Here is a 25,951-nt window from a genome sequence, read left to right on the forward strand (position 1 = left end):
GACTGAAAGAGAACTGAATCGATGACCGGCAAGATTTCCAAAGCAACACAGACCTGTATCCTCTTGGGAATCCTGCTCGTCTGTGTAACGGCAACTGCCGAGGCAGCGGAACCGATCTGTGTCTGGGAAGTGGTGACCACGTATCGCAAGCATCTGGATGACGGGCGACTCACGTTGATGTCAGACGGGAAAACCGATAAAGGACTCCCCTGGACTCTGATCCGCGATACCGTTGACTTCGGCCAGGAAGGAAAAGCAGAACCGCGTGCAGGCGGGGCGTTTTATAAAGGGAACTGGGTAGGCGGCTGGAACATTGATGCGCGTGTCATCATGAATAACGCGACCATCAATTCGGAATATGCTGCTCCCGAAACCATGCCTAAGGAAGCCGGGCAAAGCATGATCGGAACCAAGCCCTCCCCTGGCCTGCAGGATTCGATCGTCGATGTCTGGGAGTTCGTGGCGGTTCTGCCGGGCACCAACAGCTTCATCAGGCTGACCTGTGACTTCACGCCGAACGGGCTGGTGATGGACGGCGATCGGAAGCTCGGAACATACGAATTTCAGAAAGCGGCGGTGGCGGTCAACTTCATCGACCCGCAGTTTGGTCGCGTCGTGTTTGCAGAGAAGCCGGACAATGTGCTTTCGGGCAAAGGGCAAGCGGTGAACCGCAAACGCTGGGAACTGCAGTTTACCCGCGTCCAGCGAATGGCCATCTATCGATCCAAAGATAATAAAGATCTGGTGCTCTACACGAATAATCGTGCGCATGCGCCCCGTTACACGCCGGATTATAAGACGACCTTTAACTGGTATTTCACACAAGTCGGGAGACAGAAGAAACTGATGATCCGCGGTCTGGAAGCAGTACAGGCAGCCGGCGGTCGCAAGATCAGCTGGTACGACGAAGATCTGGTCCTCGTCGCAGGCGTCCCGCTAAGGTAGTAACTCAATGGTTTTACACGCGGGGAGGGGACTTTAATCTGTTCTCTTTTTTCTACCACGAAAAGTACGAAATGACACGAAATATTCTGACCTGTGAGGTCACAATCCATCAGTTGAGACGTTCGATTAATTTCAAAGTCTCTGTTGGAATGCTCTTGCTCTTCCTGATTCTAAACATGGAATCCTATGCGGGTGATTCTGCCTCATACACACAATGCACTTTAGTCAGGGAAAGCGAAAAGCTTGACAGCACGGCTGCACTGCCGAAAATGGTGCGGTTCACAAACGATAAAAACCTGCCTTATGTTCTGCCTGCCACCATCAGTTCGAATTGTTATGAGTTCTATCGTCCTGATGGAACGCTGGTGACTCCCCGCGAACGGTTATTGTCGGTCAATCTTACCCCGCCAGACACGACTGATTTTCGAGTGATATCCAAGACACAGAAAAGTATTGATGTTCGAATCGATCAAGATTGCCAGGTGACAAGCAGCAGGCAAGGCGTAATCGTGAAAAGCATACTCTATGAGTGGCAGTTAGAATCAGGTGATTACATCATGGTTGTCAGGTGGGATCGTCTTTCCACCGTGTATCTGGAGGGACGCCTCGAACGATCGGAAAAAGCATTTGGAGAGGAAGCACATCTCATCAATCTTCTCTCGACACCAATCCTGGTTCACGTCCCTTAGAATTCGTTGATCTGTGTGTTCACAAACCAGGGGTGGTCCTGGATGCAATCTGGGACGAGCGAAGCAAGCAGGAAGTCTCAGCTGCCGGTGACGAACGTTGTGGGGAGAGAGCAATCTGCCGGGTGGCACTGTCGGCTTGTCCGACAGTGAAAGAGGGTAAATGATTTTCTACCACGAAAAGCACGAAATGTCACGAAAGTTTCTGAGCCGGTGAGATCAGAAACCCGGGGTGGTCCCGGATGTAATCCGGGACGAGCGAAGCGAGCAGGAAGTCTCAGCTGCCGGTGACGAACGTTGTGGTGAGAGAGCAATCTGCCTGCAGAAGCAAGTCAGGTCAGCCGTTTCTCAGTTGATCGATTTCCCTGCAACCTCCTGTTGCCTGCGGCAACCTCGAATTACATTCGAGGCCACCCGGAGAAAATTGACAGGTTCTTTTTTTTCTACCACGAAAAGTACGAAACGACACGAACGTTTCTAACGGGTGAGATCACAAACCAGGGGGTGGTCCCGGATGCAATCCGGGACGAGCGGAGCGAGCAGGAAGTCTCAGCTGCCGGTGATGAACGTTTTTGGGAGAGGGCAATCAGTCTGCGGAAGCAAGTCAGGTCAGTCGTTTCTTAGTGGATCGATTCCCCTGCGACCTCCTGTTGCCTGCGGCAACCTCGAACTACATTCGAAGCCACCCGAAGAAAATTGTCAGGTTCTCTTTTTTCTACCACGAAAAGTACGAAACGACACGAAAATTTCTGGTCGGAGAGATCACAAACCCGCGGGTGGTCCCGGATGCTATCCGGGACGAGCGGAGCGAGCAGGAGGTCTCAGCTGCCGGTGATGAACGTTTGGGGAAGGGAGCAATCTCCCTGCACAAGCAAGTCAGGTCAGTCGTTTCTCAGTTGATCGATTCCTCTGCGACCTCCTGTTGCCTGCGGCAACCTCGAATTACATTCGAGGCCACCCGTTGAGAATCTGGAGGGTGCCATGGCCGACTTGATCGGCCGTGAAACCGAGTTTTTATAAATGGGTGTTATTTTGTTGACCTTGGGGGTCGGAGTGTCATAATGGCTGTTTGTGCGGGCTTAAACTGATTCAAAGATTCACTTCGTGAAAGATTGCTTCATTCAGAACGCATGGCAGCCTGTCTGTTCGCCACCCTCTCCCCTTCTCTGGCATCGCGCACAGACAGACATCAAACGCAGGCTGGTATGTCACGACAACTCTGATTTGAAAGCAGGTGAAATGATGGATCTGATTGACCGGATGAAAGACATCGCCTCCCGGATTCCCAAACAGATGTACGATCTCTTCAAGTACTCAGACCGGTTGAAGGCTGTGATTGGGGAGTATGAGGGTGGAAAGGTTGATTCTGAAGTAGCTGGTAGGGAGATTGTGGATAATTGTTGAGTTAATCAATTTGATAGAAATTCGAATATAGGGAACATTTAATTTCCAGGGAAGCAGAAGGGATGTTTTAAATGGGATCCATTGGTAGCACTGTCGTTTCGGTATTTGTGGGCTTATTACTTTTCGGAGTAATCTCCTGGGCTGTCAGGGAGCCAGGGCGTCAACTGAGGAACAAGTTTATTAATCTCGGAGACCTTCGAGGAATGACAAAATCAGAGATTGTTAGTTTTGTCGGACCTCCTCAAAGTATTTCAGCGATAGATGAATCCACTACATTATTGCAATGGATGGCAACAGGATATCTGATTGCTCTGGTATTCGAGGGAGATGTCTGCAAAGGAGTGAATCAGGAAATCGCATCCTAGTCGGCGACTGTTTTCCGTAGTGTGAGTACTGACATGAAAAACTGCGAAAGTTGATGATTGATTTAATACGTCACAGTAAATACCTGGGACTGGTGACAAATAAAACCGAAGAGAAAATCGCGATTGCTAACGTGGACGATATCTTTAAATACTCGGACCGGTTGAAGGCTGTGATTGGGGAGTATGAGGGTGGGAGGAAGAAGTAGTTGAGGGGTGAATAGAAAACAGACCATTGGAGAAAAATAGTGTTGGCTAATTTTTACCGAAAATCCTAAATGTTTTGTGAGTTATAAAACATCTTTTCATCGATTGAACATAATAGATTTAACGAATTTGAAACTTGTTTATTGAATTTGATTTCTATAGAGCAAATTTATTAAGTGAATGGAGTGTTTGATGCAAGTTAATAAAATAGATAATGATGACGTGAAAGCTCTACTTAATTTGTCAGAGGATCATTTTAACGATGTAAAAAGTAAGAGAATTCAACCTGCAAAACTTCAGCAAACTTTCGTTGCTTTTGCAAACTCAGATGGGGGCGAGTTGTATGTAGGAGTTGAAGATAAGAAAGAAACTGGAGAACGTATTATTGGGTTTGAAAATCAAGAAGAAGCAAATCAAATCATTTCCACTCTGTTAGAAGAAACGAACCCGGCAGTTGAAAACTTATTTATTGAATTCCTTGAGACTGAGAAAAATGGATTGATATTGCATTTTGGAATTCCAAAGAGCCCTAAAGTGCACTATACCGCTTCGGGTGATTGTTATATTAGAGTTAATGCTGAAAAGAGAAAGATTAAGGGAGAAAGAGTTACTCAATTGGGCTATTCGAAAGGAGCAGAGCCTTTCGAAAGAAAACCAATTGATGATGTTGATGCAGAAGAGATTGCAGAAAGCACCATTTTGAAAGATTATATGGATAGAGTTTGTTCTAAGTTAGAACCTGTGAAGTTCCTAAAGAAACAACGTCTATTGAGTAAGAAAGTAAGCATAATGTATCCTAATGTAGGATGCGTTCTTTTGTTTGATGAAGATCCCCAAGCAACTTTATATACAAGATGCGCTGTGAAAGTATATAGATTGAGAACTACTGAAAGGGACTATAAAAGAGAACAATTAGAGGAGATGCCTGTTACGATTAATGGAACTGTTGAAGCGGTGATTTATAAAACAATCGAACAAGTGGCAAGTTACATTAAGGGGGCTCCATTTAACGATGGTGGAAAACTAGTTAAACTTGAATATCCTTCAGAAGCATTAAAAGAAATATTAGTGAATGCTGTTATCCACCGAGATTATAGTCTTAATGATGATATTCATGTTCGAATATTTGATAATCGAGTCGAGATCGAGAGCCCTGGTAGATTACCTGGTTATATGAACGTTGAAAATTTATATGACGAGCGTTTCTCTAGAAATCCCAATATTGTGAGAATGCTTCATAATCTTCCAGATCCGGTAAATCATGATATCGGGGAGGGATTGGATACCGCAAAAAATGAGTTGAAAAAAGCAGGGCTTATTGCACCAGCATTTGAAGAAAAAGAGAATTCTTTTTTGGTTACCATAAAACATCAAAAAATAGCCTCAATAGAAGATGTTGTCCTTAACTATCTTCAGGAAAACCCAAAATCAGAGATTACTAATAAGTTGGTAAGACAACTGAGTGGTGAAGACGACATGCAAAAAGTAAAGAAGGCATTGCAGAGGCTTCGAAGTGAGGGTTCTATCAAATTAAAAGATGAGGAAGCGAAAGCATTCGATTACAAATACATAAAAGGGGATGGTTGATAAACTGGGATGTATATTGGATGAATAAGCCTCACTGAATTGGGGGGGCAAGGTCATAATCACACGAAGCTAAAGTCCGCGGTAGTTATTCCAGTCGGGCGCGGAATTGCTGGCGGGTGCTGGAATCTACGCTGGGTAAGATGATGTCAATTGCACTCTACATATCGAGAGCGTTTTTCAGAGCCTGTTCCACTTGTTGCATCAGATCGGCTGAGAGGCTTCCAATCACTCTCTGAATATCTGACTGTGAAATGGTGTGGAGACGATTGCAACGGACCAGCGAATCGGTGAGTAGCCCGGATGCACTGCCTGCAGGAGTCGCCAGCTGAATCAAGACGTTGTTACTTCTGGATCGCTGGCGGGTGTTTGGATTTCACCCATGACTTCTTTTAGAACTCAGGTGTCAGCATATTCTGGGAAACGGTTAACAGCAATTTGAATGATTCTCATCAAGTCGCGTCCTTGACCTGTAGTCAAAGATTCCCAAACTGAAAAATCATGATTTACTGGAGCTGAACTGGGAGTAGCGTGAGGCCATGGATACTCTGTATTTGGTCCATTGTTAGCAAGCGCTGGAGCAATCCGCTCCAGGTCATATGCAATTGGTAATACAGATCGCAACCAACTTTGGAATTGATTATAATTTGTAAAAGTAAAAAGAGTCGCAATTCGTTCTCGATCAGTCTGACGGATTTGCCCTAAGAATCTGAGAAAATGAACAAATCCAGCATGACTTCTTGGAGGAGGGGAACCAGACCTCCAGAGATATGCCTTTGCTATTTTTTCCGTCACCATCTGAAGATAATGGAGGGTGTGGCATTGAGCGATACCAGCGCTTTTTAAGAGGATAAAGGCCTCATGATCAGATTTTGCCTGATGCCACCAATGTTCCTGATAACTGTTCATTGGGGAAGGGTTTCAAGCTGGTCATTTGGGAATGCTATCATCTCGTCAAGAGACCAGCCGTCTGGTAGTGACAAAGTTGCAGATTGAATCTGTTGCCATTGATCAGGAGTCACATCAAGAACAATGAGTTTGTGAGCATTATCAGTTCCCATATCGATACCAAAATCAATAGGTTCCAACGAATCCTCAGTTCGATCTCCTATCAAAGTATTAATCTCAATGAAGCGGATTTCGCGCTCATCTGCATTTGTTGGTAAATAGAAGATCTTTTCAATTGCAGAGTCAGTGTTAAGATGTTGTTCTGCATACCAGCTTGCCCAAGAGTCTCTATTAAAATTATCTGGCATTATTCTTACTTCCATTTATTGATGTGTCATAGTCGTTATAAATATCCATAGCTGGATCGTTCCAGTCACTGGATTCATAGGAACGGGCGAGCAGCCGGCGGAGGTCTTCTTCGGTTAATTCATCGGAACCTGCTGTTCTGAGCACACCACATATCCTGGCATAAATGTCCTTACGTACCAGGACACATTCTGTCCCTTCGACATCCACGGGGATTTCTTCTCCACGAGAAATCGCCTCAGATTGTTCTTTTGTCAGTTTCATGAAACCCTCCAGAGAAATTATTGCAGACCAACGGCGGCGTGGCAATCTTTTTTATCAACATTCACCTCCCCTTTCCCGTGCCGATTCTTATCATTTCTTTCTGTTACTCTGCTGGTCTGCTTTGTAGGACTGGTGGGGTTGGTTATCTGTAGAGGCCCAGGAGTTTGTCCAGGCGTTCGCGGGCGTGGAGTTGTTCGCGGGTGCCTGTATTGGGGTTCGCGATGATGCTCTGGTAGAAGTTCACTGATTCGGCAAAGAGTTGTTCGGCCTGTTTTGCTTCCAGCAAAATCAGCAGTTCGAGGCTGGCGGCGGTTTGTTGCTGGCTGTCGCGGCTTGCGATTTCCTGGCGGGCCTTTTGGATGTAACGTTCGATGGAGCGGGGCTTGAGGCCGGTTTCGGCGGCGAACTCGGTTTTGATGTGGCAGACGCGCGTGTTTAACTCCAGCTTGAGCATGATCATATTGATCAGATGAGTCTGTTGTTCGACGCTCAGCCGCTGGCGGGTTTTAAGAAGGGAGTCGGTCATGAGTTTTATTCCTGTCTGTGAGTTCCGGTCTGGTGATCGTGTGCCGTGCCTGCCCGTGTGTGTCAAGGATCTTCGCGAAGGGCGCGCCCGGGTCAAGGGGCATCTGAATAAAACGAGTGGTCGATACCGGTTGATACCGGGGCGATCTACCGCGACAGCCGGGCGGTTCCGAGGCGACGACTTGCGAAGTGCGGCGACCCGCAGGCATACAGCGCGAACTACTGACTTTTGTGTCGGTAAAATTCGTCGAGATTCACTATCGATTCCAGTGCAGACCGGGAACCGGTGTCGCGTGTTTCAGTGCTCTGTAAACTGGGCACGCGCGCGACCCGAAACAGCGCTTATCTCGATTGGCGCGGCGCAGTCAAGTTCAGTTTATGCAGCGGGAGTGCAGAAATGTGACGCGACTGCTGCCGGACGTTCAGTCTTCCAGACGGATCGTCACGCTGGCGGCGTGGGCGGTGAGGCCTTCTTTGCCTGCGAGCAGCGTGATGCCGGGGGCGTCTCCCTTCAAGCCTTCCTGGTTGTAGTAGATTACCGAGGAGCGTTTGAGGAAGTCGATCGAACACAGACCGTTGGCGAAGCGGGCCGTCCCGCCGGTGGGAAGCACGTGAGACGGGCCGGCGTAGTAGTCACCCGTGGCGACCGGGGTGTAGTGGCCCATGAAGATCGCACCGGCGTTCTGGATTTTGGAGAGCTGCTGATCGGGGGCGGCGGTCGAAATGTGCAGGTGCTCGGGGGCCAGCAGGTCGGTATAGCGGGCGGCTTCGTCTTCGTCGCGGGCGAGGATCAACGCGCCGTAGTCGAGCAGACTCTGGCGGGCGAGGTCGCCGCGAGGGAGTTCGTTGAGCTGGTTGATCAGCGCGGTGCGGACGGCTTCGATCAGTGGCGCGTGCCATGTGATGAGGACGCCGGACCCGGGGCTGTGTTCGGCCTGCGAGATCAGATCGCTGGCGATGAACTCGGGATTCGCGGTTTCGTCGGCGAGCACGATGACTTCACTGGGGCCGGCGATGCTGTCGATGTCGACTTCGCCGAAGACGTGACGTTTGGCGAGGGCCACGAACAGGTTGCCGGGACCGACGATTTTGTCGACGCGTTCCATGCCTTCCACGCCGTACGCGAGGGCGGCTACTGCCTGGGCGCCGCCGACACGGTAGATTTCGGTGATGCCCAGTTCCTGACAGGCGGCGAGGATGTCGGTGTTATACCCGCCAAAATCGGTGGGGGGCACGACGACGACGATCTCTTTGACGCCTGCAGTCTGTGCGGGGACCGCGGTCATCAGCAGGGTCGAGGGATACGCGGCGGCGCCGCCGGGAATGCAGACCCCGACCCGTTTGAGGGGGAGGTAGCGCTGGCGGAGTTCAACGCGGGACTCCCCTGCTTCGCGGAGGACTTTGACGTCGTCCGGCAGCAGAGCCGACTGGAACTCGATAATGTTCTCACGAATGCGACGCAGCGTGGCGAGGTACTCGGGGTCGGCCTTCGCATGGGCTTCTTTGAGTTCCTCGGGCGAGACGCGCATGGTCTCGGGGGTGAGCTGCTTGCGATCGAGCTTTTCCGAATAATCGAGGAGTGCAGCGAGGCCTTTGTCGCGGACATCGTTACAGATCCGTTCGACGACCTCCTGCGGAGAGAGAGGTGCGCCGAACAGTTCGATGGTGCGTTGACGGCCGGCTTCCGAGACGACGTTGCCGCGGGGGCTGAGCTTCTCGCGGAGTTCGCTGAAGAGCGCGGTGGCATCGTCGCGGGTGCAGTCGATGGTCGTGATATCAAGATCGCTGTGCTGTGTCATGAGTCGGAGTTCTGTCTGTTACGCGATGCCGGGCACGGGGAAGCTCTGTGCGAATTCCTCGATTTCCCCTTTGACGGTGGCGATGTTCGCTTCGTCTTCGGGAGCACCGAGGACTTTGAGAATCCAGGCACCGACTTTTTTCATCTCGTCTTCTTTCATGCCGCGTGTCGTGAGGGCGGCGGTGCCGATGCGGATCCCGCTGGGGTCGAGCGGCTTGCGCTGATCGTAGGGGATCATGTTTTTGTTGACGGTGATGCCGGCCTTGTCGAGGGCTTCTTCCGCGATTTTACCGGAGAGGTCGATGGCAGTGACGTCGCAGAGCATCAGGTGGTTATCGGTTCCGCCAGACGCGAGCTTGATGCCGCCTGCCATCAGGGTTTCGGCGAGGGCTTTCGCGTTGGCAACGATCTGCCGGGCGTAGGCTTTGAAGTCGTCGGTGGCAGCTTCTTTGAAGCAGACGGCTTTACCGGCGATGACGTGTTCCAGCGGTCCCCCCTGGATGCCGGGGAAGACTTCGCGGTTGAGGTCTTTGGCGTATTTCTTCTTCATGAGGACGAAGCCGGACCGGGGACCACGCAGCGTTTTGTGGGTGGTGGAAGTGACGAAGTCGGCGACTTCGACGGGGTTGTTGTGCACGCCACCAGCGACGAGCCCGGAATAGTGAGCCATGTCGACCATCAGAACCGCACCGACTTCGGCGGCGATTTCTGCGAATTTGGGGTGATCGATTTCGCGGGGGTACGCGGAGGCACCGGCGATGATCATTTTCGGTTTGTGTTCGCGGGCGAGTTTGGCGACCTGATCGTAGTCGATCTGGTGATTGTCTTCACGGACGCCGTAAGGAACGGGATTGTAGAGGGTGCCCGAGAAGTTCAATTTCATGCCGTGGGTGAGGTGACCGCCGTGGGCGAGGTCCATTGCCAGGAAGGTGTCGCCTGGTTTGAGGACGGTGAAGTAGACGGACATGTTGGCCTGCGAACCGGAGTGCGGCTGGACGTTGGCGTACTCGGCTCCGAAGAGGCTGCAGGCACGATCGCGGGCGAGGTCTTCGATGAGGTCGACGTTTTCGCATCCGCCGTAGTAACGACGTCCGGGGAGTCCTTCGGCGTATTTGTTCGTGAGGATCGAGCCGGCCGCTTCCATAATGGCGGCGCTGGTGTAGTTTTCAGAGGCGATCAGTTCCAGACCGTTCTTCTGACGTTGGGCTTCAGCCTGAATATGGTTCCAGATTTCGGGATCACACGACTCGAGCACGGACATTCCAATCAACTCCCATGGATATATTGGTCAAATTTGGGGGTACAAACGGTACCTTCAGCAGGAAAAAACTTATTTTGCTCCCTTATAATGAAGGAGTGCTCTGAAAGCTACCCAACGGATTCCCGTATCATTATCCTCGAAGAAAGTTTACCGCTGTTTCGCGGCCAGTTTACCGACTGTTTACGGCTCTGGGGGTATGATATTTTTGCGACTGGCATTTGATAACCCCCTTTTTACTCGATATTTCTGAAATAATGTATTATTACATGACCTATGGCCGAGACTGACGAAGAACAACCTGATCAACTGCTTCAAGGCTCCCCTGCTCTGCAGGGAGAACGCGTGGTGTTTACGGGCACCCTCGCTTCGATGACACATCAGAAAGCGGGCGAGTTCGTCGAGCAGCATGGCGGGCAGGCGTCTCAGCATGTGAGCCGCCAGACGACACTGCTGGTGGTGGGCGAAGAGGGCTGGCCGCTGGAGTCGGACGGTTCGCCTTCGGTGAATCTGACACATGCCCAGGAGCTGATTGCTGAGGGAGTTGCGATTCAGATCATCAAAGAATCGGACTGGCTGGCGTTGATTGAACTCCGCGAGCCGGGCGTGAATGTGGATCAGCTTTATACGCCGGCAATGCTGACGCAGATGCTGGATGTGCCCGTGGGGACGATTCGCCGCTGGGAACGCCAGGGACTGATTAAGCCGGTGCGGAAGATCTACCGTCTGCCTTACTTTTCCTTTCAGGAAGTGGCGAGCGTAAGGCGGCTGTCGCAGCTGCTGGAATCGGGAGTCAATCCGCGGGAGCTGGAAAACAGTCTGCAGCACCTGGGGAAATTCTTCAACGAGATCGACGCCCCGCTCTCTCAATTAACTTTGCTGGCACAGGATGCACAGCTGCTGCTGAAAGATGAGCGGGGTCTGATTGATCCGCGGCACGGTCAGCGGGTGTTCGACTTTGGAACCGAAGAGACCGAAGTGCCTGAGCTGGCGGATGAAGAATCGTTCGAAGGGACGATTGAATTCACAGAACATCTGAAGTCGGCAGAACCGGTGGACCGGAGCGCGGACGAATGGTTCGACGAAGGTTGCCAGCTGCTGGATGCCGGCGAAGCGAAGCCGGCGATCGAAGCGTTTCGACTGGCGCTGCTGGGGCAACCCGATATGCCCGAAGCGCATCTGCATCTGGCGGAAGCGCTGTACCTGGACGGGAAAACCGAAGGGGCGCTGGAACGCTATTACGCGGCGGTGGAATGGGATCACGATTACATCGAAGCGTGGACGCAGCTGGGTTGCCTGCATAATGAGCTGGGGGATGCGGAAGCAGCGCTGCACGCGTTTGAGATCGCATTACAGGTTCACCCCGATTACCCGGATGCGCATCTGCATAAAGCGGAAGTGCTGCATCAGCTGAACCGGGTTGAAGAAGCGGTGCCCCACTGGAAGATCTACCTGGACTTCGATGAGATGGGCCCGTGGGCGGAACTCGCCCGACAGCGACTGCAGGAATACGACGACGGGGAAGATCTGCAGTTCCCGTAACGGTTGAACGGCAGAGTGAGCAGCCGGATTGGGCGGCAGTGAATGTCTGACACTGGTTCGTTCAGAGAAAAAGTCTGTACGTCTGATATTCCTCTATTGCCGGCTGCTCCGCTCCTTATAATTGTTACTCAGTTCTTTCGCAAAATTGCTTGCTTCCAAAATGCTTTCGGGTTATGTTGTTATTTTGACGCCAAAATAAAACCCTGGAAGACTGGAACCAATTCCCGATGAAAATAGAACGCATCGAAACTCTGGTGTGTTATGCCCGGATGCGAAACTGGGTGTTTGTCAAAGTAATCACCGATCAGCCGGGCCTGTATGGCTGGGGAGAAGCGACGCTCGAGTGGCACACGCGCGGAATTGTGGGGACGATTGAAGATCTGTCTCAGCTGTTGATTGGCGAAGATCCGCGGCGGGTGGAATATCTGTGGCAGATGATGTGGCGTCAGCATTTCTGGCATGGGAGCGGCGTGACGCGATCGACGGCGATTGCGGGAATTGACCTGGCGCTGTGGGACATTCTGGGGAAAGTTCACGGGGTGCCCTGCCATCAACTGTGGGGCGGACCGGTTCGCGATTACATCCGGTTGTACTGTCATCTGGGTGGCGGAAACATGGAGTCGTTCTACCAGACTTCGACCGACAACGCGGCTCAGTTTGCGACGCTGGCGCAGGAAGCGGTCGCCGACGGGTTCTCGGCATTCAAATCGATGGCGGTTCCGCCGACGATGCCCATTGAAGGGTTGAAACCGATCAAAGCGGCAGAAGACTGTGTGGCGGCGATGAGAGATGCGGTTGGCGATGATGTGGATATCATGGTGGACTGTCATGCCCGCCCTTCACCGGCAATGGGTCTGCAATTCGCGAAAGCACTCGATCCATATGGTCTGTATTTCTTCGAAGAGCCCTGCTGGCCGGAATCGCTGGAGAGTCTGGCGACGATCAACGCGGCAGTGACGACGCCGATTGCCACGGGTGAGCGGCTGACACATCTGGCGGCGTTTCGCGATCTGTTTGAAAAACGGGGCTGTGAAATCTGTCAGATGGACCTGACGCATTGCGGCGGTTTCACGGAAGCACGCCGAATCGCTGCACTGGCAGACGCGCACCGGATTTCGCTGGCGCCGCATAATCCGCAGGGGCCTGTGAGTACGGCGGCATCGCTGGAGTTTGGATTCTCGCAGCCCAGCTATATCATTTGTGAATCGGTTCACGACGATGTACCCTGGAGACAGGATGTGGTGGAAGAAGGTTTTGTGATTGATCCCAAAACGCGGACGGTCAAGCCGAACCAGAAGCCCGGGCTGGGGATTTCGATCAACGAAGCCGAGGTTAAGAAACATCCGTTTCAACAGGAAACCGTGCAGCGCGTCTTCTATCAGGATGGTGCCGTCGGGGACTGGTAAGGCGCGGCTCACGCCTGACTCTCTCAACTCTTCAATTATCATTCGATGAACGGAACGACTCATGAGTGAATCAACTCTTCAGGCGAAGACACAGTCTGCCTTTCGGGGGCGGATTGGTGTGGCGACGGTTGATATCACGCCACCCACTGGAATTTACGCCCGCAACTGGGGGGCCGCCAAGCATGATGTGGCAGACTGGATTCACCGCCGTCTGACGCTGAATGCACTGGTTTTGAGTGAGACGAATTCCAAAGAGCCGCTGGTCTTTCTGGATGCCGATCTGGGCTGGTGGCGTTCGCTGCCGACCTTTCGCCGGTTCCAGTCAAGACTGCTGGAAGAACTGGGACTGGATGAAGCTTCGCTGATCTTCGGAGTCAGTCATACGCATGCTTCGCCGCCATTGACTGACCCCGACCCGGATCTGCCCGCGAGTGAGATGCTGGCGGAGTACCTGGAGACCGTTTATCTGGCCGCAGTCAAGGCGACGCGGGCAGCGATGAAGAATGCGACGGAAGCGGTACTGGAATGGAAGACCGGGCGTTGCGGACTGGCCTCGATGCGGGACCTGCCGGACCCTGATCCTGAGGCAGAGCGGATCATCTGTGGCTGGAATCCGAATGAGCCGGCCGACGATACGCTGGTTGTGGGGCGGATCACGGATCTGGAGGGAACGTTGCAGGCGGTGATTGTGAATTACGCCTGTCATCCGACGACGCTGGCCTGGGAAAATACGGCGATCTCACCCGACTATCCCGGCGCGATGCGGGACACGATCAGGGAGACATTGGAAGTACCTGCTCTGTTTATGCAGGGGGCTTCGGGAGAGCTTTCGCCCCGCTATCAGTATGTGGGTAACGTTGCGGTGGCGGATCGACATGGGCGACAACTGGCGTATGCCGTGCTGGCGACGCTGGAAGATATGGAGCCGCCGGGAACGTGTCTGAAATATTCGGGAGTGATGGAATCCGGAGCGCCGCTGGCGGTGTGGAAGCATGTGATTGACAAGCCGGGGCTGAAGCTGAAGGCATTGAAGTCGATCGTGGAAATCCCATTGAAAGACTGGCCGACCGCGGAAGAACTGGAAGCGCAGCGGCAGGCGTGTACCGACCGGGCGCTGGAAGAACGGTTGAGGCGACGGCGGAATATTCGTCGCGGGATCGGCGACGGCAAGACGCTGGAGTTACCGATCTGGGTGTGGCAGATAGGAGAGACGATTCTGATCGGCAGTCCGACGGAAGCGTATTCGATTCTGCAGCGGGAACTGCGGCGACGCTATCCTGAGCGGACGATTGCCTGCCTGAATCTGATCAATGGGACAACAGGATATCTGGCGCCGGCGGAGTTGTATGATCTGGATCTGTATCAGGTGTGGCAGACACCATTTGAGCGAGGCGGTCTGGAACTGGTGATCGAAACGATGGCGGATGCGATTGGCAAGATCATCGAAACGGAAGTGGATTGAGTTCGCGAAGACTTATCAAAATTGAGACGGGAAGAAAGATAGATGGCGGCATTGATTCAGGGGGTCTTACCGGTTTTGCATACTCCTCTCTGTGAGGATGAGACGATTGACCGGGATGCATTCGCGCGGGAAATTGACTGGTGTTTTGAGCTGGGCGCGGATGGCGTGTGCGGCGCGATGGTTTCAGAAGTGCTGCGACTGACATATGAGGAACGACTGCGGCTGACACAACTGATGGTGGAACTGACGGCGGGCCGAGGGATGGTGATTGCCAGTGTCGGTGCAGAGAGTACGCGGCAGGCAGTGGCTTATGCGAATCAGGCTGAAGAGGTTGGCTGCTCTGCGATCATGGCGATTCCCCCGGTGACGACTGCCCTGCCCGACGCGGCGCTGTGGGATTATTTTTCCACACTGGCAAATCAGTGTAAACTGCCGCTGGTGGTGCAGGATGCTTCGTCTTATGTCGGTCGCGCGATTTCGATTGAGTTTTATCGACGACTGCTGGATGAGTTCGGTCCGGAAAAGATTCTGTTCAAACCGGAAGCCTCGCCAATTGGACCCAATCTGTCTGCGCTGCGGGATGCGACGGGGGGACGGGCACGCATTTTTGATGGTTCGGGGGGCATTCTGCTGGTAGACGCCTATCGACGTGGAATCACTGGGACGATGCCGGGCGTGGATCTGCTGGATGGCATCATGGCGTTGTGGAAGGCGCTGCAGGCCGGAGATGATGCTGCCATCTATCGAATTTATTTTCCAATCTGTGCGATTGTGGCGCTGCAGTTACAGGCGGGGCTGGACGGTTTTCTGGCGATTGAAAAGTATCTGCTGGTCAAGCGGGGGATATTTAGTTCGGACCAGCGCTGTGAGCCAAACGCCTGGAGTCTGGATGAAGAGACCCGTGCGGAAGTGGATCGGCTGTTTGAACTGCTGATGAAATCAATAACAGAAGAATAAGACTACCAGCCGAGAGGGACGATCTTAGTGACCGATCAGGACGAGCTGAAAACTGCTTCCCAAGGCCCCGCTACACGGGCACGCTTTCTGGTACTGACTTTGTTGTGCCTGGTGGCTGCGGTGGCTTACATCAGTCGGAATGCGATCTCGGTACCTGCCGGACTGATTCAAAAAGAACTGGGAATCGACTCCCTCCAGATGGGCTGGGTGATGAGCGCCTTTTTCTGGAGCTATGCCCTGGCACAGATTCCGAGCGGCTGGCTGGCGCATGTGTGGGGGACGCGACGTTCGCTGACCGCGTTTGCTATCCTGTGGTCGATTGCGACGGCGCTGACGGGCATGGTGACCGGGTTCTGGATGCTGATTGGGGTGCGTCTGATTTTTGGAATCTCGCAGGCGGGAATCTTTCCCTGTTGTGCGAGTACGATTTCCAAGTGGCTGCCCCATGCGCGGCGGGGAATTGCCAGTGGTCTGTTGGGAAGTTTCATGTCGATCGGCAGTGCCTTCGGTGCGTTCAGCATCGGTGTGTTGCTGGCGGGGATTCATACTGAAAGCATCAATCTGCCGGGAATCGGCTGGCGGGCGATTATGTATCTGTGCGCGGTCCCAGGCGTGGTGTGGGCGATTGTCTTCTATTACTGGTTCCGCGACCGACCCGAAAAACATCGTGGTGTGAATGCGGCAGAACTGCAGATCATTCGAGGTGATGAGGTTGAAACGCCAGAAGAACAACCAAAGGACGAGAGGAAGAATGAACATGGCGAGCCGACTCCCTGGGGGCAGATCCTGACGAGTTTCTCGATGTGGATGATTTGCGGTCAGCAGTTCTTTCGGGCTGCGGGGAATATTTTTTACATGACCTGGTTTCCGGTTTACCTGCAGAAGGCGCGGGGTATCAGCCTGGCTTCTTCCGGGCTCCTGACGAGTCTTCCGCTGTTGACGTTTGTGATTGGAAATTTCCTGGGAGGTGTGGTGGTGGACTGGGTGTTGCAGCGCACCGGCAGCCGCCGCTGGAGCCGACAGGGAGTTGCGATTGTGGCGATGCTGGGCTGCGGACTATGTACGCTGTGTGCCTACTTTGTGCAGGAAATGACGCTGGCGATGACACTGATTTCGGTCAGCATGTTTTTTGCCGGTTTGGGAGGTGCCTGCGGTTATACGGTGACGATTGACAAAGGGGGCCAGCATGTGGCGCCGATTTTCGGGATGATGAATATGATGGGAAACCTGGGAGCGGCCCTGCTCCCGGTGATTGTGGGGGTGATGTTCAAAGCCGGTCTGTATGGACTGGTCCTGATTCTGATGGCGGGGATTTATGTGAGTGCCGCGTTATGCTGGATGCTGCTCAACCCGAACGGGACCGTATTTGACGAAACGCGTTCAGGGCGGGCCTAAAAAAACTCTGACCAACGTAAGCCGGTCAGAGTGGAATTGTTTCTGTTGATTCAGCCAATGGAATTTAATTCAGACTCCAGAAAATGATGTAGGTTCCGACAATCACGGTGTAGCTGAAGGTACAGACCATTAAAACGGTGAGAAATTTTCCCGCGCTGGCGTCTTCGGTGGCCATCGTTTCGATTTCTGCTTCCGAGTAAGGGAGTTCCTGGCTGGGCTGTGGTTCATTCATGTGGTCGGCTCTGTTTCGGACTGTCTGGAGTGATAGGTTTATTTTTCAAGCAGTTGCAGTAACAGGTTACTGGAAGGATACGGGTGACCGCAATGCTGAACGAAGGCTTCGCCGTAGGCGGCGCCAATTTTTTCACCGCGGGCTGCTGACCAGCGTTCGGTTCCGTCCAGATATTCATCGAGTCCGTGCTGTTTGCGGAGCCAGGCCCGCTGGCTTTCATGACAGGCCAGCATCTTGATTTTCAGATCGAAGGTATCTGAGATATCAATGATGAACTGCGGCTCGATCGGGTTCCCGAAGTAATCGCAGCCTTCAATGGGATCGACATAATAGAGATGCGGGATCTTTTCCGTGGGAGGAGCCGGCTGAAACTGATGAGTGGTGTAATTGGGAGCGGAGGCACCAAAGCAGGCATCGCGGACCAGGCGGCTGGTCATTTCGTGGTCGCTCATATAGTCAACAGGAGGAGCGGTGATAACGATGTCCGGGCGGGCTTTGCGGACGGCTTCGGTGACCCGCTGACGGGAATCCTGATCGATCACGATGGACAGATCGCGGAATTCGAGGCACATGTAATCGGCTCCCAGCATATCGGCTGCTTTTTGGGCTTCGGCGCGGCGAACATTGGCGATTTCCACCGGTCCCATTTCCGCACTGCCGCAGTCGCCGGCAGTCATCGTGGCAATCGTAATGTGGCATCCCAGCTCTTTGAGTCGGGCTAAAGTGCCCGCGCACTGGATTTCAATATCGTCAGGATGGGCGTGAATCGCGAGAATTCGCGGAGATTCGGCCTGATTCGCCATGGAAATTTCTCTCTCTGTACAATTAGGTCAAATTATTGGTAGTGAGCTTGTCGTGAGAATAGTTATAATAAACATTCATAAAAAAAACACGCACACCGGGGCTACTGTTCGCGTGGTTACTTTAAATTCGTGGTTCAGTCCGGTGAAATCGTTAAAAATAGAGATGTGATTCTGCTGGAGAATGATTTCCTCTTCTTTCTTGCTTTACAGGTAAAAATCGTCTGATGGCTATCGATATTTCACGTTCAGTTCACGTTACCCCCAAGTCCAAATTTGTGCGTCATACAAAAGTGCCCACGGTCATTTTCGAGACGTCGACTGAACTGGCTAAATATGTTGCCGGGGTGGTAGCAGATCTGATTCGAAAGAAGAATAACGCCGGCAAATCGGCTATTCTGGGGCTCCCTACCGGTTCGACACCACTGGGCGTGTACCGTGAACTGATTCGCCTGCACAACGAAGAGGGTCTGGACTTTTCCAACGTCATTACATTCAACCTGGATGAATACTGGCCAATGGAGCCGGATTCGATTCACAGTTACCACAAATTCATGCAGGAAAACTTTTTCGATCATGTGAATGTCAAACCAGAGAATATTCATATTCCCCGCGGTGATATCCCGGCAGAAGAAGTGGATCTGTTCTGCGAAGAATATGAACGAGCCATCGAAGAGGTAGGCGGGCTGGATCTGCAACTGTTGGGGATTGGACGTTCAGGGCACATCGGTTTCAACGAACCGGGAAGTGCCCGGAACAGCCTGACGCGACTGGTGAATCTGGACCCCGTCACCCGGCGCGACGCGGCAAGTGGCTTTTTCGGTGAAGACAACGTGCCTCATCACGCCATCACGATGGGAGTCGGCAGTATTCTGTCGGCGAAGAAAATTATCATCATGGCTCTGGGTGAGCATAAAGCGACCGTGGTCAAAAAAGCGGCGGAACTCGAAGTCACCGATGACGTTTCCGCCAGTTTTCTGCAGACGCATACGAATTCTCTGTTCGCGGTAGACAGTGCAGCAGCTGCAGAACTGACGGCGGTCAAGACTCCCTGGATCGTCGGAAACATTGAATGGACGCCCATTCTGGAGAAAAAAGCGGTGATCTGGCTTTCAGGTGAGGTTGGAAAACCTCTGTTGAAACTGGAAGCAGAAGACTTTCTGCATAATCACCTGCATCAGTTGCTGCAAAAATACGGCTCTGTCGCCCAGATTCGTGAAAGTGTTTTTGATTCACTGCTGGAAGGGATCTGTACCAAGCCAGCGGGTATTGAACCTCAGCGTGTGATCGTCTTCAGCCCGCATCCTGATGATGATGTGATCTCGATGGGGGGCACGCTGATTACCCTGGCCGACCAGGGGCACGAAGTCTATATCGCTTATATGACCAGCGGAAATATCGCAGTGTTCGATCACGATGCATTGCGGCATATCGATTTCGTTTGTGAGTTTCACAAGCTGTTTCATGCGGATGATCAGGCAGTACTGGAGAACTTGCAGAATCTGAAAGCAAGCATTGAAAACAAAAAAGCGGGTGATCTTGATACCCCGGAGATGCTGGGGATTAAAGGTTTGATCCGAAAAACAGAAGCGACCGCCGGTGCAGATGTCGCGGGAGTACCAGAGGAACGCCTGCGGTTTCTGGATTTACCGTTCTACCGTACCGGACAGGTTTCCAAGAAGCCGATCGGAGAAGAAGATATCGCCATCGTGGCAGACCTGCTGCGAGAAGTGAATCCGCATCAGATCTATGTTGCCGGCGATCTGTCCGATCCGCATGGAACTCACCGGGTTTGTGCCGAAGCTGTGATCAATGCAGTGAATGTGGTGGCTGATGAAGGAATTACTCCTGAATTCTGGATGTATCGCGGGGCCTGGGAAGAGTATGAACCGCATGAGATTGAACGGGCGGTTCCATTAAGTCCGGAAGTGGTGCTGCGAAAACGGGAAGCCATTTTCAAGCATGAGTCACAGAAGGACAGTGCTTTTTATCCGGGAAGCGATAAACGGGAATTCTGGGTGCGTGCGGAAGATCGAACTCGAAATACAGCCAGAGTTTATAATGAACTGGGGCTGCCCGAATATTTTGCGATTGAAGCTTTCAAACATTATCATGGCGAGCTTTGAACCGATTTTGTGACTGATTTAAAGCGAGTCTCCCCTGCTCTCAGCAGCGAGTGAGGAAAACTGTCGGAAATCGGTCTCTGAATTGTAATTTTTTCCAGCTTCGTCTTGCCTTAAAAGTGCATTTTCGCGTAAAACTCGCGGCATAAAGTGTTATACACAGGAATTTTGCTGAGGGAGTGGCAGAATTCGCTTCAGGGCGTCTTCCGCAGAACTGTAACGGTCACTAATCAGATTGACGCGGGCCAAACGTTACAGTACCCCAATTCGGGAACAGACATTTCGCAACCTCGGTTCTTCAAATAGTGACAGACTCTCAAAGGAAGGAGAGCAATAAACGATGAGGCATCGACATCAAATCCTTTCAATCGCAGCAGGTTTGCTGTTAATCACTCAGTTTGGTTGTGGCGGCGGAGATTCTGCTGCCCCTCAGGCCACTGGAAATCTCACCGACGGAAAACTGGACGGTGCTCCCGCGGATACTCAACTGCAGGCCGTACCTAAGGCTTCGATTACTCAGGTTTCCCAGACGGGTTCTGGTCCTGAGTTAACGCCTAACATGGTGCAGACAGCCAGCCTGGAACGCGAGCAGCGTGATCTGGATGATCTGGATGAGGATGAACCTACCCTGGCAGATGAAAAAGTCGAAATTCAGGAATTGAAGGAAGGGTCTGCCGAATGGAATGTGCGGGAGATTACCCGGCTGAAAGTTCTGGCCATTCCCAAGACGGAGAATGTCGAAGAGCTGAAAGCTGCCCGGTTAGAGCGGAATAAGAAAATCATTCAACTGGCAATGGAAGCGGTCAAACAGACACACGCTGACAAAGAAAAACAGCGGCTGTTTTCAGTCTGTATCAATCATCTGCTCGATGCCCATCTGCAACTGGCATTACAGGGCGATCAGGAAAGTATCGATGCGTTGTACGATCATTCCGAGTCCCTGTTTAAACGCGATCCCAAATCGCAGTCTGCCGCGGATGCTGGCTTCACCGTGGCCAAGTTTGCGAATACCAGTGCACAACGTTTTGCGAAACAGGACCCGCGCTGGATTGAAGAGTTCGTCAAGCAGTCACGCCTGTTTGCATCACGGTTTCCTCAGGAAACGGTACGTGCTCCCCAGCTTTTACAGGCGGCAGCAGAAACCAGCCAGCTTTATGGTTTGAACCAGCAGGCACTGGATTGCTGCCTCGATCTGGAGTCGCGGTTTCCTAAAAGTAATGAGACCGCTCAGGTTCTTGGATTGTCACGCCGGTTGAAGCTGAAAGGGCATCCCCTGCAGCTGGCAGGAGAAACGATCGAAGGTGGTTTTGTTTCGATTGATGATTACAAAGGAAGCGTGGTGCTGGTCGTATTCTGGGCAACGACAGCACGGCCTTTTATCGAACAGCTGCCTGAGATTCAGGCGTTGTCACAAAAGTACCGCAAGTACGGATTTGAAATTGTCGGGGTGAACCTGGATCTGGAAGAACCCGCCATTGATGCGTTTCAGGAAAAGACGCCTTTGGACTGGCGGCAGATCTTTTATTCCGCACGCGATAAGCGAGGCTGGAATAATCCGGCAGCCGTGTATTACGGCGTGAGAACTGTGCCGATGCTGATGCTGGTCGATCATACCGGGGTTACCGAGGTGGTAACTTCGAATGCGAAAGATCTGGAAGAGCCACTGCGGTCGCTCTTGCGAAAGAAGACAGCAGCCAACGCGAAGTAGCTGATTAGACTGCATAATCAACGCTCCGAAGGTTCCTGGGATCCTCGGAGCGTTTTTTATTGAATCCTGCTGTTTTATGGAAGCGGGGTGGCAGGTTTGAATTCCTGCAGGCGTTCGCCAACCACTTTGTTGTCGGGCATCAGGGTTCCCATGACAGACGCTAACGCTGTATTCAGTTTAGGGTCAGTGGCGGCCTGATAGGCTTCCCGGATTGATGCGACTTCTTTCGAATCAACGAGCAGCCCGAATTTCTGGATATGAAAAGCCAGCTGCAGAGCGGCGATCTCTTTGACGTCGTTCTCGATGGTTTTATTAGTCACGATCGTGACCAGATCTGCCTGAGCCGTCCGAGTGGGAATGCCGCCCAGTGTAATCAGGGCATTGGATGCCAGTGATCGATCGGTGACCAGTTGCAGCAAAGGTTTTTCTGCTGGTGTAAGATCATAGAGTCTGTTTCTCTGGCTGGACGCGATGTGTGAGAGCCAGTACAGAGCAGCAGCCCGATACTCTGAACGGAGTTCGCCGGTCAGTTCCGGAGTTTTCAAGCTGTTAAGAAATGGTTTGACCTGATTCCCGATGTCATCTGTATTTTCTGATTCTACGATATACAGCACCAGCGGATAATGTCGCGTGACGTATTCGATTTTATTTTTCAGACGGAGTGGGCCGTAAATGATGATCGGAATATTGGCAGTACGGGAATCAGCCTTGAGATTGGCAATGGTCTGCGAAAGGCCCCAGCGCATGATATTGTATTCCAGGGCAATAAATTCGACATCCATACGCTGGGTGGCTGCTTTGAATCCTGCCATTCCGGTCTGAGTGGGCTCTGTTTCATAACCAAGTTCATGAAACACGCCTGACATTGTCTGACCACGGGGAATGCTGCTGTCGACAACGATGGCCGCCTGTTTTCCTGCTCCTCCCAAGGCCCGTGTCAGGATGGCAACGACGCGCGTTGCTCCCGGAAATGTGCTGGTGGGATCAAGCTGCATAATGGCAGTCGCTGCCGCGAACTGTACCCGGCGGTCGGGATAATTCAAAGCTGCGATCAGCGAGGAGTGCTGATCCAGTTTTTCATACAGCAGGTTACGGGAACCAATCTGTCCCAGCGCTTTTAAGGCAGCCAGTGCACTGGGAGTGTGTCCCTGTTTCATTGCCAGGGCCAGTACCTGGCTGACCGCTTTCGGACCGGAAAGTAACGCGAGATTGAACGCTGTGCCCGGCCCTTCCGGCAGTGGATGATTCCAGCCGACATGATAAGCTTCGAGGGCAAGCACCATTGCCAGATACAGTGTCTGCACATCCTGTTTGTCCGGTGACATCTCTAGTGCTTCTTTGGCCAGACGCTGGCCTTCGATCAGACCGACTTCCTGCGCAGCCAGTTCTTTCTCTACGACTGTCTGTTGGGTTGTGTCCCAGACCCAGATTTTCTGTTTTTCAGTGGAATCAACATGATTTTTGTAAAACTGCAAAGCTGCGTTTTTTAATACCTGCTGTGCTTCGTGCCGGTTGAGCTCAAATACATTTCGGGGGTCTTTACCCAGGATTTTGGAAAGGGCCTGGCGGGCTGCGATCTGTACGCTCTGTTCCTGACTTTGTGAAAAGGCTGGATTCCAGAGGTAGAGAGCAGCAGACGGATCGGCGATGTCTCCCAGAACTTCAGCGGCGATCTTACGGACTCGATTCTCTGGTGCCCGCAAGGCTGCGATCAGCGGTGCGACAACCGGTTTCCCCAGTTGTGATAAAGCGAAGGCGAGTTCATCATTTTTCTCAGGATCTTCGCTGCGATTTAACTGTTTCAGGATGGGGGGCGCCACAATAGATCCGGCAGATTTGAGCTGGATGATTGCAATGTTTCGATCCGTGGGAGTGCCTGAAAGATCGTTGATTAGCTTATCGATACGAGCGGGGTCGGTGGCAAAAGCACGAAAGGCGGCTTCCATCTGATTCAGCAGAGTGATTGATTCCGGCTGTAACGCTTTGTTATTCGCCAGCGAGAGAAATGCAGCGGGACCATGTTCATCGCGGAGTTTCAACAGGGTTTCCTGGTCGAGATTCGCTTTCAGCAGTTCATCCAGGTACGGTTTGGCTGAAGCAGCATGTCCGAGCCCGGTAAGTTGAATGACAGCCTGCAGCATTTGAGCGGGTGTTTCGGGTTTCGACAGCAGGATCTCATCGGGGGAAAGACTGGAAATCGATTCTGACTTTTGAATTTGCGGCGGAATTTCATCCTGTGACCAGACGTGTGAGGACGTACTCAGGGTACAGAGAATGACCAGAGCAAATGCTGCCAGGATCCGATTATAAAAAGACATTCAGTCGACTCCGTGTCGTCATGGTTGTCGGCTATTCATGGGGCTGCCTGCAAACAGACCCGTTTCCGGTGCTGTCAGACTGGCAGATTGAATATCTCTGATGGGAATACACAGTTACAGAAATAATATACTATTCTTAACACCTTACCCAAAACAACATAATTCAATTATTTCGTTTCAAGTCTTCACAGAAATCAGGTGGTATGTATTCAAATAGACATATTCAGTGTAGAAGCTTCTGTATCTAGTATCATCGTTTCTGACGGCGATAACGGTACAATCGAAGAAAGAGGATGCACGTATCTTTGCTGTACCCAATGTATTACAGAGCGCAAGAACCGGATAACTGTTACAACCCTACCCGGAGAAGACTGATCTTCTGAACATTTTCGAGAGTGAGACGGACCGTCTCATTGTACTCAGGTCTGTTCCAGTGCAATCAGTTCTTCGTAGGTTTCCCGTCGACGAATGACCTGGTATTCGCTGCCATCGACCAGAATTTCCGCACTGCGGGGTCGAGCGTTGTAATTGCTGCTCATCACAGAGCCATAAGCCCCTGCGCTGAACATGCAGAGATAGTCACCCCGCTGCATGGGGGGCAGATAGCGGTCTTTCGCGAAATAGTCACAGGATTCACAGACCGGGCCGACGACATCAGCCGGTTCACAGCCTTCAATCTCCCCTTCACAGTCAAACGGCATCGGAACCGCTGGTTTGACAGGCCAGACGCGATGGTATGAGTCATACATCGCAGGCCGAACGAGATCGGTCATGCCACCATCCTGAATGTAGAACAGTTTGCCCCCTTCCCGCTTGGTAAAGACGATCTGGCTGATTAATACACCGGAATTCCCGGCGATGAAGCGACCTGGCTCCAGTGCCAGACGGCAGCCGATTTCTTTAATCGTGGGGACAATCACATCCGCATAAGTTTGAGCGGAGGGGCCTTCGTCGGTTTTATAGCTGATCCCGAAACCGCCTCCCAGATTGAGCCAGTTCGTGTTGTGACCTTTCTCACGCAGCTGGGAGATGACTTCCGCTCCCTTCTTAACTGCCTTGGCATAAGGGTCGGTTGAAAGAATCGGAGAACCCAGGTGCATGTGAATGCCGGTCAGTTCCAGGTGTTCGTCTTTCAGCACTTTGTCGGCCAGTTCGGTGGCCCGTTCGATATCCATGCCGAACTTGTTGCCCTTTTTGCCGGTGGTTGTTTTATGATGTGTTTTGGCGTCGATATCCGGGTTCAGACGCAGAGCGACGCGGCCGACGCAGTTCAGTTCCGCGGCAATGCGGGCGATTGCATCGAGTTCGGCTTCACTTTCGACGTCGAACATCAGGATATCCGCTTGCAGTGCCTGACGGATTTCTTCATCGGTTTTCCCAACACCGGCAAAGACAACGCGCGAGGTGTCTGCACCAGCCTGCTGGACGCGGAACAGTTCTCCCCCCGAGACGACATCGAAACTGCTGCCGGCGTCGTTCATCGTTTTGAGAATGCTCAGGTTTCCGTTGGCTTTGACGGAATAGCAGATCACCGGATCGACTTCGGCAAACGCGTCCTGAATTTCTTTCAATCGACCCAGAAAGTCTGATTTGGAATAAACCCACAGTGGAGTTCCGAACTCTTCTGCCAGTTGAGCGACGGGGACATTTTCACAAAACAGTTCACCATTCTGGTAATGAAATGCAGACATTGCGTAGCCTTTTCGATGTAATCTTTTGAA

22 protein-coding genes are annotated in these 25,951 nt (G+C 52.2%); 11 read left to right on the forward strand and 11 right to left on the reverse strand.

What is annotated here, in order from left to right:
* Positions 1 to 21: 21 nt before the first annotated feature.
* The 4 genes from ACN0YN_RS03260 (at position 22) to ACN0YN_RS03275 (ending at position 5,191) form a co-directional block, all read left to right on the forward strand.
* Complete coding sequence (locus ACN0YN_RS03260; RefSeq protein WP_417383555.1) at positions 22 to 945, forward strand: hypothetical protein; 924 nt, start codon at positions 22 to 24, stop codon at positions 943 to 945.
* A 71-nt stretch (positions 946 to 1,016) separates the two neighbouring features.
* A complete protein-coding gene (locus tag ACN0YN_RS03265; RefSeq protein ID WP_417383556.1) occupies positions 1,017 to 1,634 on the forward strand; it encodes a hypothetical protein in 618 nt (205 codons plus the stop codon).
* A gap of 1,101 nt (positions 1,635 to 2,735) precedes the next feature.
* Positions 2,736 to 3,035, forward strand: coding sequence for a hypothetical protein (locus tag ACN0YN_RS03270; protein ID WP_417383557.1), 300 nt, complete (start codon positions 2,736 to 2,738; stop codon positions 3,033 to 3,035).
* Positions 3,036 to 3,796: 761 nt separating this feature from the next.
* Positions 3,797 to 5,191 (forward strand): ATP-binding protein, encoded by a 1,395-nt coding sequence (locus ACN0YN_RS03275; RefSeq protein WP_417383558.1) that lies wholly within the window; start codon positions 3,797 to 3,799, stop codon positions 5,189 to 5,191.
* A gap of 157 nt (positions 5,192 to 5,348) precedes the next feature.
* On the opposite strand, the gene ACN0YN_RS03280 is transcribed toward ACN0YN_RS03275, so the two are convergent.
* From ACN0YN_RS03280 to glyA, 7 genes are all read right to left on the reverse strand, one after another.
* The gene (locus ACN0YN_RS03280) at positions 5,349 to 5,525 is read right to left on the reverse strand and encodes a type II toxin-antitoxin system PemK/MazF family toxin (protein ID WP_417383559.1); all 177 of its coding nucleotides are present in this window, start codon (positions 5,523 to 5,525) and stop codon (positions 5,349 to 5,351) included.
* A gap of 62 nt (positions 5,526 to 5,587) precedes the next feature.
* A complete protein-coding gene (locus ACN0YN_RS03285; RefSeq protein WP_417383560.1) occupies positions 5,588 to 6,097 on the reverse strand; it encodes a hypothetical protein in 510 nt (169 codons plus the stop codon).
* Positions 6,094 to 6,444 carry a hypothetical protein gene (locus tag ACN0YN_RS03290; protein WP_417383561.1) on the reverse strand — a complete coding sequence of 117 codons (351 nt, stop codon included), beginning with the start codon at positions 6,442 to 6,444 and terminating at the stop codon, positions 6,094 to 6,096. The genes ACN0YN_RS03285 and ACN0YN_RS03290 overlap by 4 nt, the downstream gene beginning before the upstream one ends.
* Entirely contained in the window at positions 6,434 to 6,706 is a 273-nt protein-coding gene (locus ACN0YN_RS03295) for a hypothetical protein (RefSeq protein ID WP_417383562.1), read from the reverse strand. Before ACN0YN_RS03295 ends, ACN0YN_RS03290 begins: the two co-directional genes overlap by 11 nt.
* A gap of 142 nt (positions 6,707 to 6,848) precedes the next feature.
* Complete coding sequence (locus ACN0YN_RS03300; RefSeq protein ID WP_417383563.1) at positions 6,849 to 7,232, reverse strand: hypothetical protein; 384 nt, start codon at positions 7,230 to 7,232, stop codon at positions 6,849 to 6,851.
* A gap of 421 nt (positions 7,233 to 7,653) precedes the next feature.
* Positions 7,654 to 9,030, reverse strand: coding sequence for a histidinol dehydrogenase (hisD, locus tag ACN0YN_RS03305; protein WP_417383564.1), 1,377 nt, complete (start codon positions 9,028 to 9,030; stop codon positions 7,654 to 7,656).
* A gap of 18 nt (positions 9,031 to 9,048) precedes the next feature.
* Entirely contained in the window at positions 9,049 to 10,290 is a 1,242-nt protein-coding gene (gene glyA, locus ACN0YN_RS03310) for a serine hydroxymethyltransferase (RefSeq protein ID WP_417383565.1), read from the reverse strand.
* A gap of 273 nt (positions 10,291 to 10,563) precedes the next feature.
* On the opposite strand from glyA, the gene ACN0YN_RS03315 reads away from it, so the two are divergent.
* The 5 genes from ACN0YN_RS03315 (at position 10,564) to ACN0YN_RS03335 (ending at position 17,049) form a co-directional block, all read left to right on the forward strand.
* Positions 10,564 to 11,829: a tetratricopeptide repeat protein gene (locus ACN0YN_RS03315; protein WP_417383566.1), complete on the forward strand. Its 1,266-nt coding sequence runs from the start codon at positions 10,564 to 10,566 to the stop codon at positions 11,827 to 11,829.
* A gap of 227 nt (positions 11,830 to 12,056) precedes the next feature.
* Positions 12,057 to 13,235: a galactonate dehydratase gene (gene dgoD / locus ACN0YN_RS03320; RefSeq protein ID WP_417383567.1), complete on the forward strand. Its 1,179-nt coding sequence runs from the start codon at positions 12,057 to 12,059 to the stop codon at positions 13,233 to 13,235.
* 61 nt (positions 13,236 to 13,296) lie between these two features.
* Entirely contained in the window at positions 13,297 to 14,697 is a 1,401-nt protein-coding gene (locus ACN0YN_RS03325) for an alkaline ceramidase (RefSeq protein WP_417383568.1), read from the forward strand.
* Positions 14,698 to 14,739: 42 nt separating this feature from the next.
* Positions 14,740 to 15,654: a dihydrodipicolinate synthase family protein gene (locus ACN0YN_RS03330; protein WP_417383569.1), complete on the forward strand. Its 915-nt coding sequence runs from the start codon at positions 14,740 to 14,742 to the stop codon at positions 15,652 to 15,654.
* A 27-nt stretch (positions 15,655 to 15,681) separates the two neighbouring features.
* Positions 15,682 to 17,049: an MFS transporter gene (locus tag ACN0YN_RS03335; protein ID WP_417383570.1), complete on the forward strand. Its 1,368-nt coding sequence runs from the start codon at positions 15,682 to 15,684 to the stop codon at positions 17,047 to 17,049.
* 64 nt (positions 17,050 to 17,113) lie between these two features.
* Here ACN0YN_RS03335 and ACN0YN_RS03340 read toward each other — a convergent pair whose 3' ends face one another.
* Together ACN0YN_RS03340 and ACN0YN_RS03345 are read right to left on the reverse strand one after the other, a co-directional pair.
* Positions 17,114 to 17,281: a hypothetical protein gene (locus ACN0YN_RS03340; protein ID WP_417383571.1), complete on the reverse strand. Its 168-nt coding sequence runs from the start codon at positions 17,279 to 17,281 to the stop codon at positions 17,114 to 17,116.
* Between the two features lie 38 nt (positions 17,282 to 17,319).
* Positions 17,320 to 18,084, reverse strand: a complete 765-nt coding sequence (locus ACN0YN_RS03345; protein ID WP_417383572.1) for a PIG-L deacetylase family protein — start codon at positions 18,082 to 18,084, stop codon at positions 17,320 to 17,322.
* A gap of 224 nt (positions 18,085 to 18,308) precedes the next feature.
* Here ACN0YN_RS03345 and nagB point away from each other — a divergent pair, with 224 nt between their 5' ends.
* Both nagB and ACN0YN_RS03355 read left to right on the forward strand, forming a co-directional pair.
* Positions 18,309 to 20,207, forward strand: coding sequence for a glucosamine-6-phosphate deaminase (gene nagB / locus ACN0YN_RS03350; protein ID WP_417383573.1), 1,899 nt, complete (start codon positions 18,309 to 18,311; stop codon positions 20,205 to 20,207).
* 337 nt (positions 20,208 to 20,544) lie between these two features.
* Positions 20,545 to 21,912: a TlpA disulfide reductase family protein gene (locus ACN0YN_RS03355; protein ID WP_417383574.1), complete on the forward strand. Its 1,368-nt coding sequence runs from the start codon at positions 20,545 to 20,547 to the stop codon at positions 21,910 to 21,912.
* A 74-nt stretch (positions 21,913 to 21,986) separates the two neighbouring features.
* On the opposite strand, the gene ACN0YN_RS03360 is transcribed toward ACN0YN_RS03355, so the two are convergent.
* Entirely contained in the window at positions 21,987 to 24,230 is a 2,244-nt protein-coding gene (locus ACN0YN_RS03360) for a HEAT repeat domain-containing protein (protein WP_417383575.1), read from the reverse strand.
* A gap of 419 nt (positions 24,231 to 24,649) precedes the next feature.
* Positions 24,650 to 25,921 (reverse strand): diaminopimelate decarboxylase, encoded by a 1,272-nt coding sequence (gene lysA / locus ACN0YN_RS03365; protein ID WP_417383576.1) that lies wholly within the window; start codon positions 25,919 to 25,921, stop codon positions 24,650 to 24,652.
* Positions 25,922 to 25,951 lie beyond the last annotated feature (30 nt).

Origin of the sequence: Gimesia sp., from assembly GCF_048260065.1 — a bacterium.
Lineage (GTDB): Bacteria > Planctomycetota > Planctomycetia > Planctomycetales > Planctomycetaceae > Gimesia.

Coding starts and splice junctions, on each gene's coding strand:
- ACN0YN_RS03265 (WP_417383556.1), top strand. CDS start 1,017: ATGACACGAAATATTCTGACCTGTGAGGTCACAATCCATCAGTTGAGA.
- ACN0YN_RS03355 (WP_417383574.1), top strand. CDS start 20,545: ATGAGGCATCGACATCAAATCCTTTCAATCGCAGCAGGTTTGCTGTTA.
- ACN0YN_RS03295 (WP_417383562.1), bottom strand. CDS start 6,706: ATGAAACTGACAAAAGAACAATCTGAGGCGATTTCTCGTGGAGAAGAA.
- ACN0YN_RS03330 (WP_417383569.1), top strand. CDS start 14,740: ATGGCGGCATTGATTCAGGGGGTCTTACCGGTTTTGCATACTCCTCTC.
- ACN0YN_RS03275 (WP_417383558.1), top strand. CDS start 3,797: ATGCAAGTTAATAAAATAGATAATGATGACGTGAAAGCTCTACTTAAT.
- ACN0YN_RS03340 (WP_417383571.1), bottom strand. CDS start 17,281: ATGAATGAACCACAGCCCAGCCAGGAACTCCCTTACTCGGAAGCAGAA.
- ACN0YN_RS03360 (WP_417383575.1), bottom strand. CDS start 24,230: ATGTCTTTTTATAATCGGATCCTGGCAGCATTTGCTCTGGTCATTCTC.
- hisD (WP_417383564.1), bottom strand. CDS start 9,030: ATGACACAGCACAGCGATCTTGATATCACGACCATCGACTGCACCCGC.
- ACN0YN_RS03325 (WP_417383568.1), top strand. CDS start 13,297: ATGAGTGAATCAACTCTTCAGGCGAAGACACAGTCTGCCTTTCGGGGG.
- ACN0YN_RS03290 (WP_417383561.1), bottom strand. CDS start 6,444: ATGCCAGATAATTTTAATAGAGACTCTTGGGCAAGCTGGTATGCAGAA.
- glyA (WP_417383565.1), bottom strand. CDS start 10,290: ATGTCCGTGCTCGAGTCGTGTGATCCCGAAATCTGGAACCATATTCAG.
- ACN0YN_RS03315 (WP_417383566.1), top strand. CDS start 10,564: ATGGCCGAGACTGACGAAGAACAACCTGATCAACTGCTTCAAGGCTCC.
- dgoD (WP_417383567.1), top strand. CDS start 12,057: ATGAAAATAGAACGCATCGAAACTCTGGTGTGTTATGCCCGGATGCGA.
- nagB (WP_417383573.1), top strand. CDS start 18,309: ATGGCTATCGATATTTCACGTTCAGTTCACGTTACCCCCAAGTCCAAA.
- ACN0YN_RS03260 (WP_417383555.1), top strand. CDS start 22: ATGACCGGCAAGATTTCCAAAGCAACACAGACCTGTATCCTCTTGGGA.
- ACN0YN_RS03300 (WP_417383563.1), bottom strand. CDS start 7,232: ATGACCGACTCCCTTCTTAAAACCCGCCAGCGGCTGAGCGTCGAACAA.
- ACN0YN_RS03285 (WP_417383560.1), bottom strand. CDS start 6,097: ATGAACAGTTATCAGGAACATTGGTGGCATCAGGCAAAATCTGATCAT.
- lysA (WP_417383576.1), bottom strand. CDS start 25,921: ATGTCTGCATTTCATTACCAGAATGGTGAACTGTTTTGTGAAAATGTC.
- ACN0YN_RS03345 (WP_417383572.1), bottom strand. CDS start 18,084: ATGGCGAATCAGGCCGAATCTCCGCGAATTCTCGCGATTCACGCCCAT.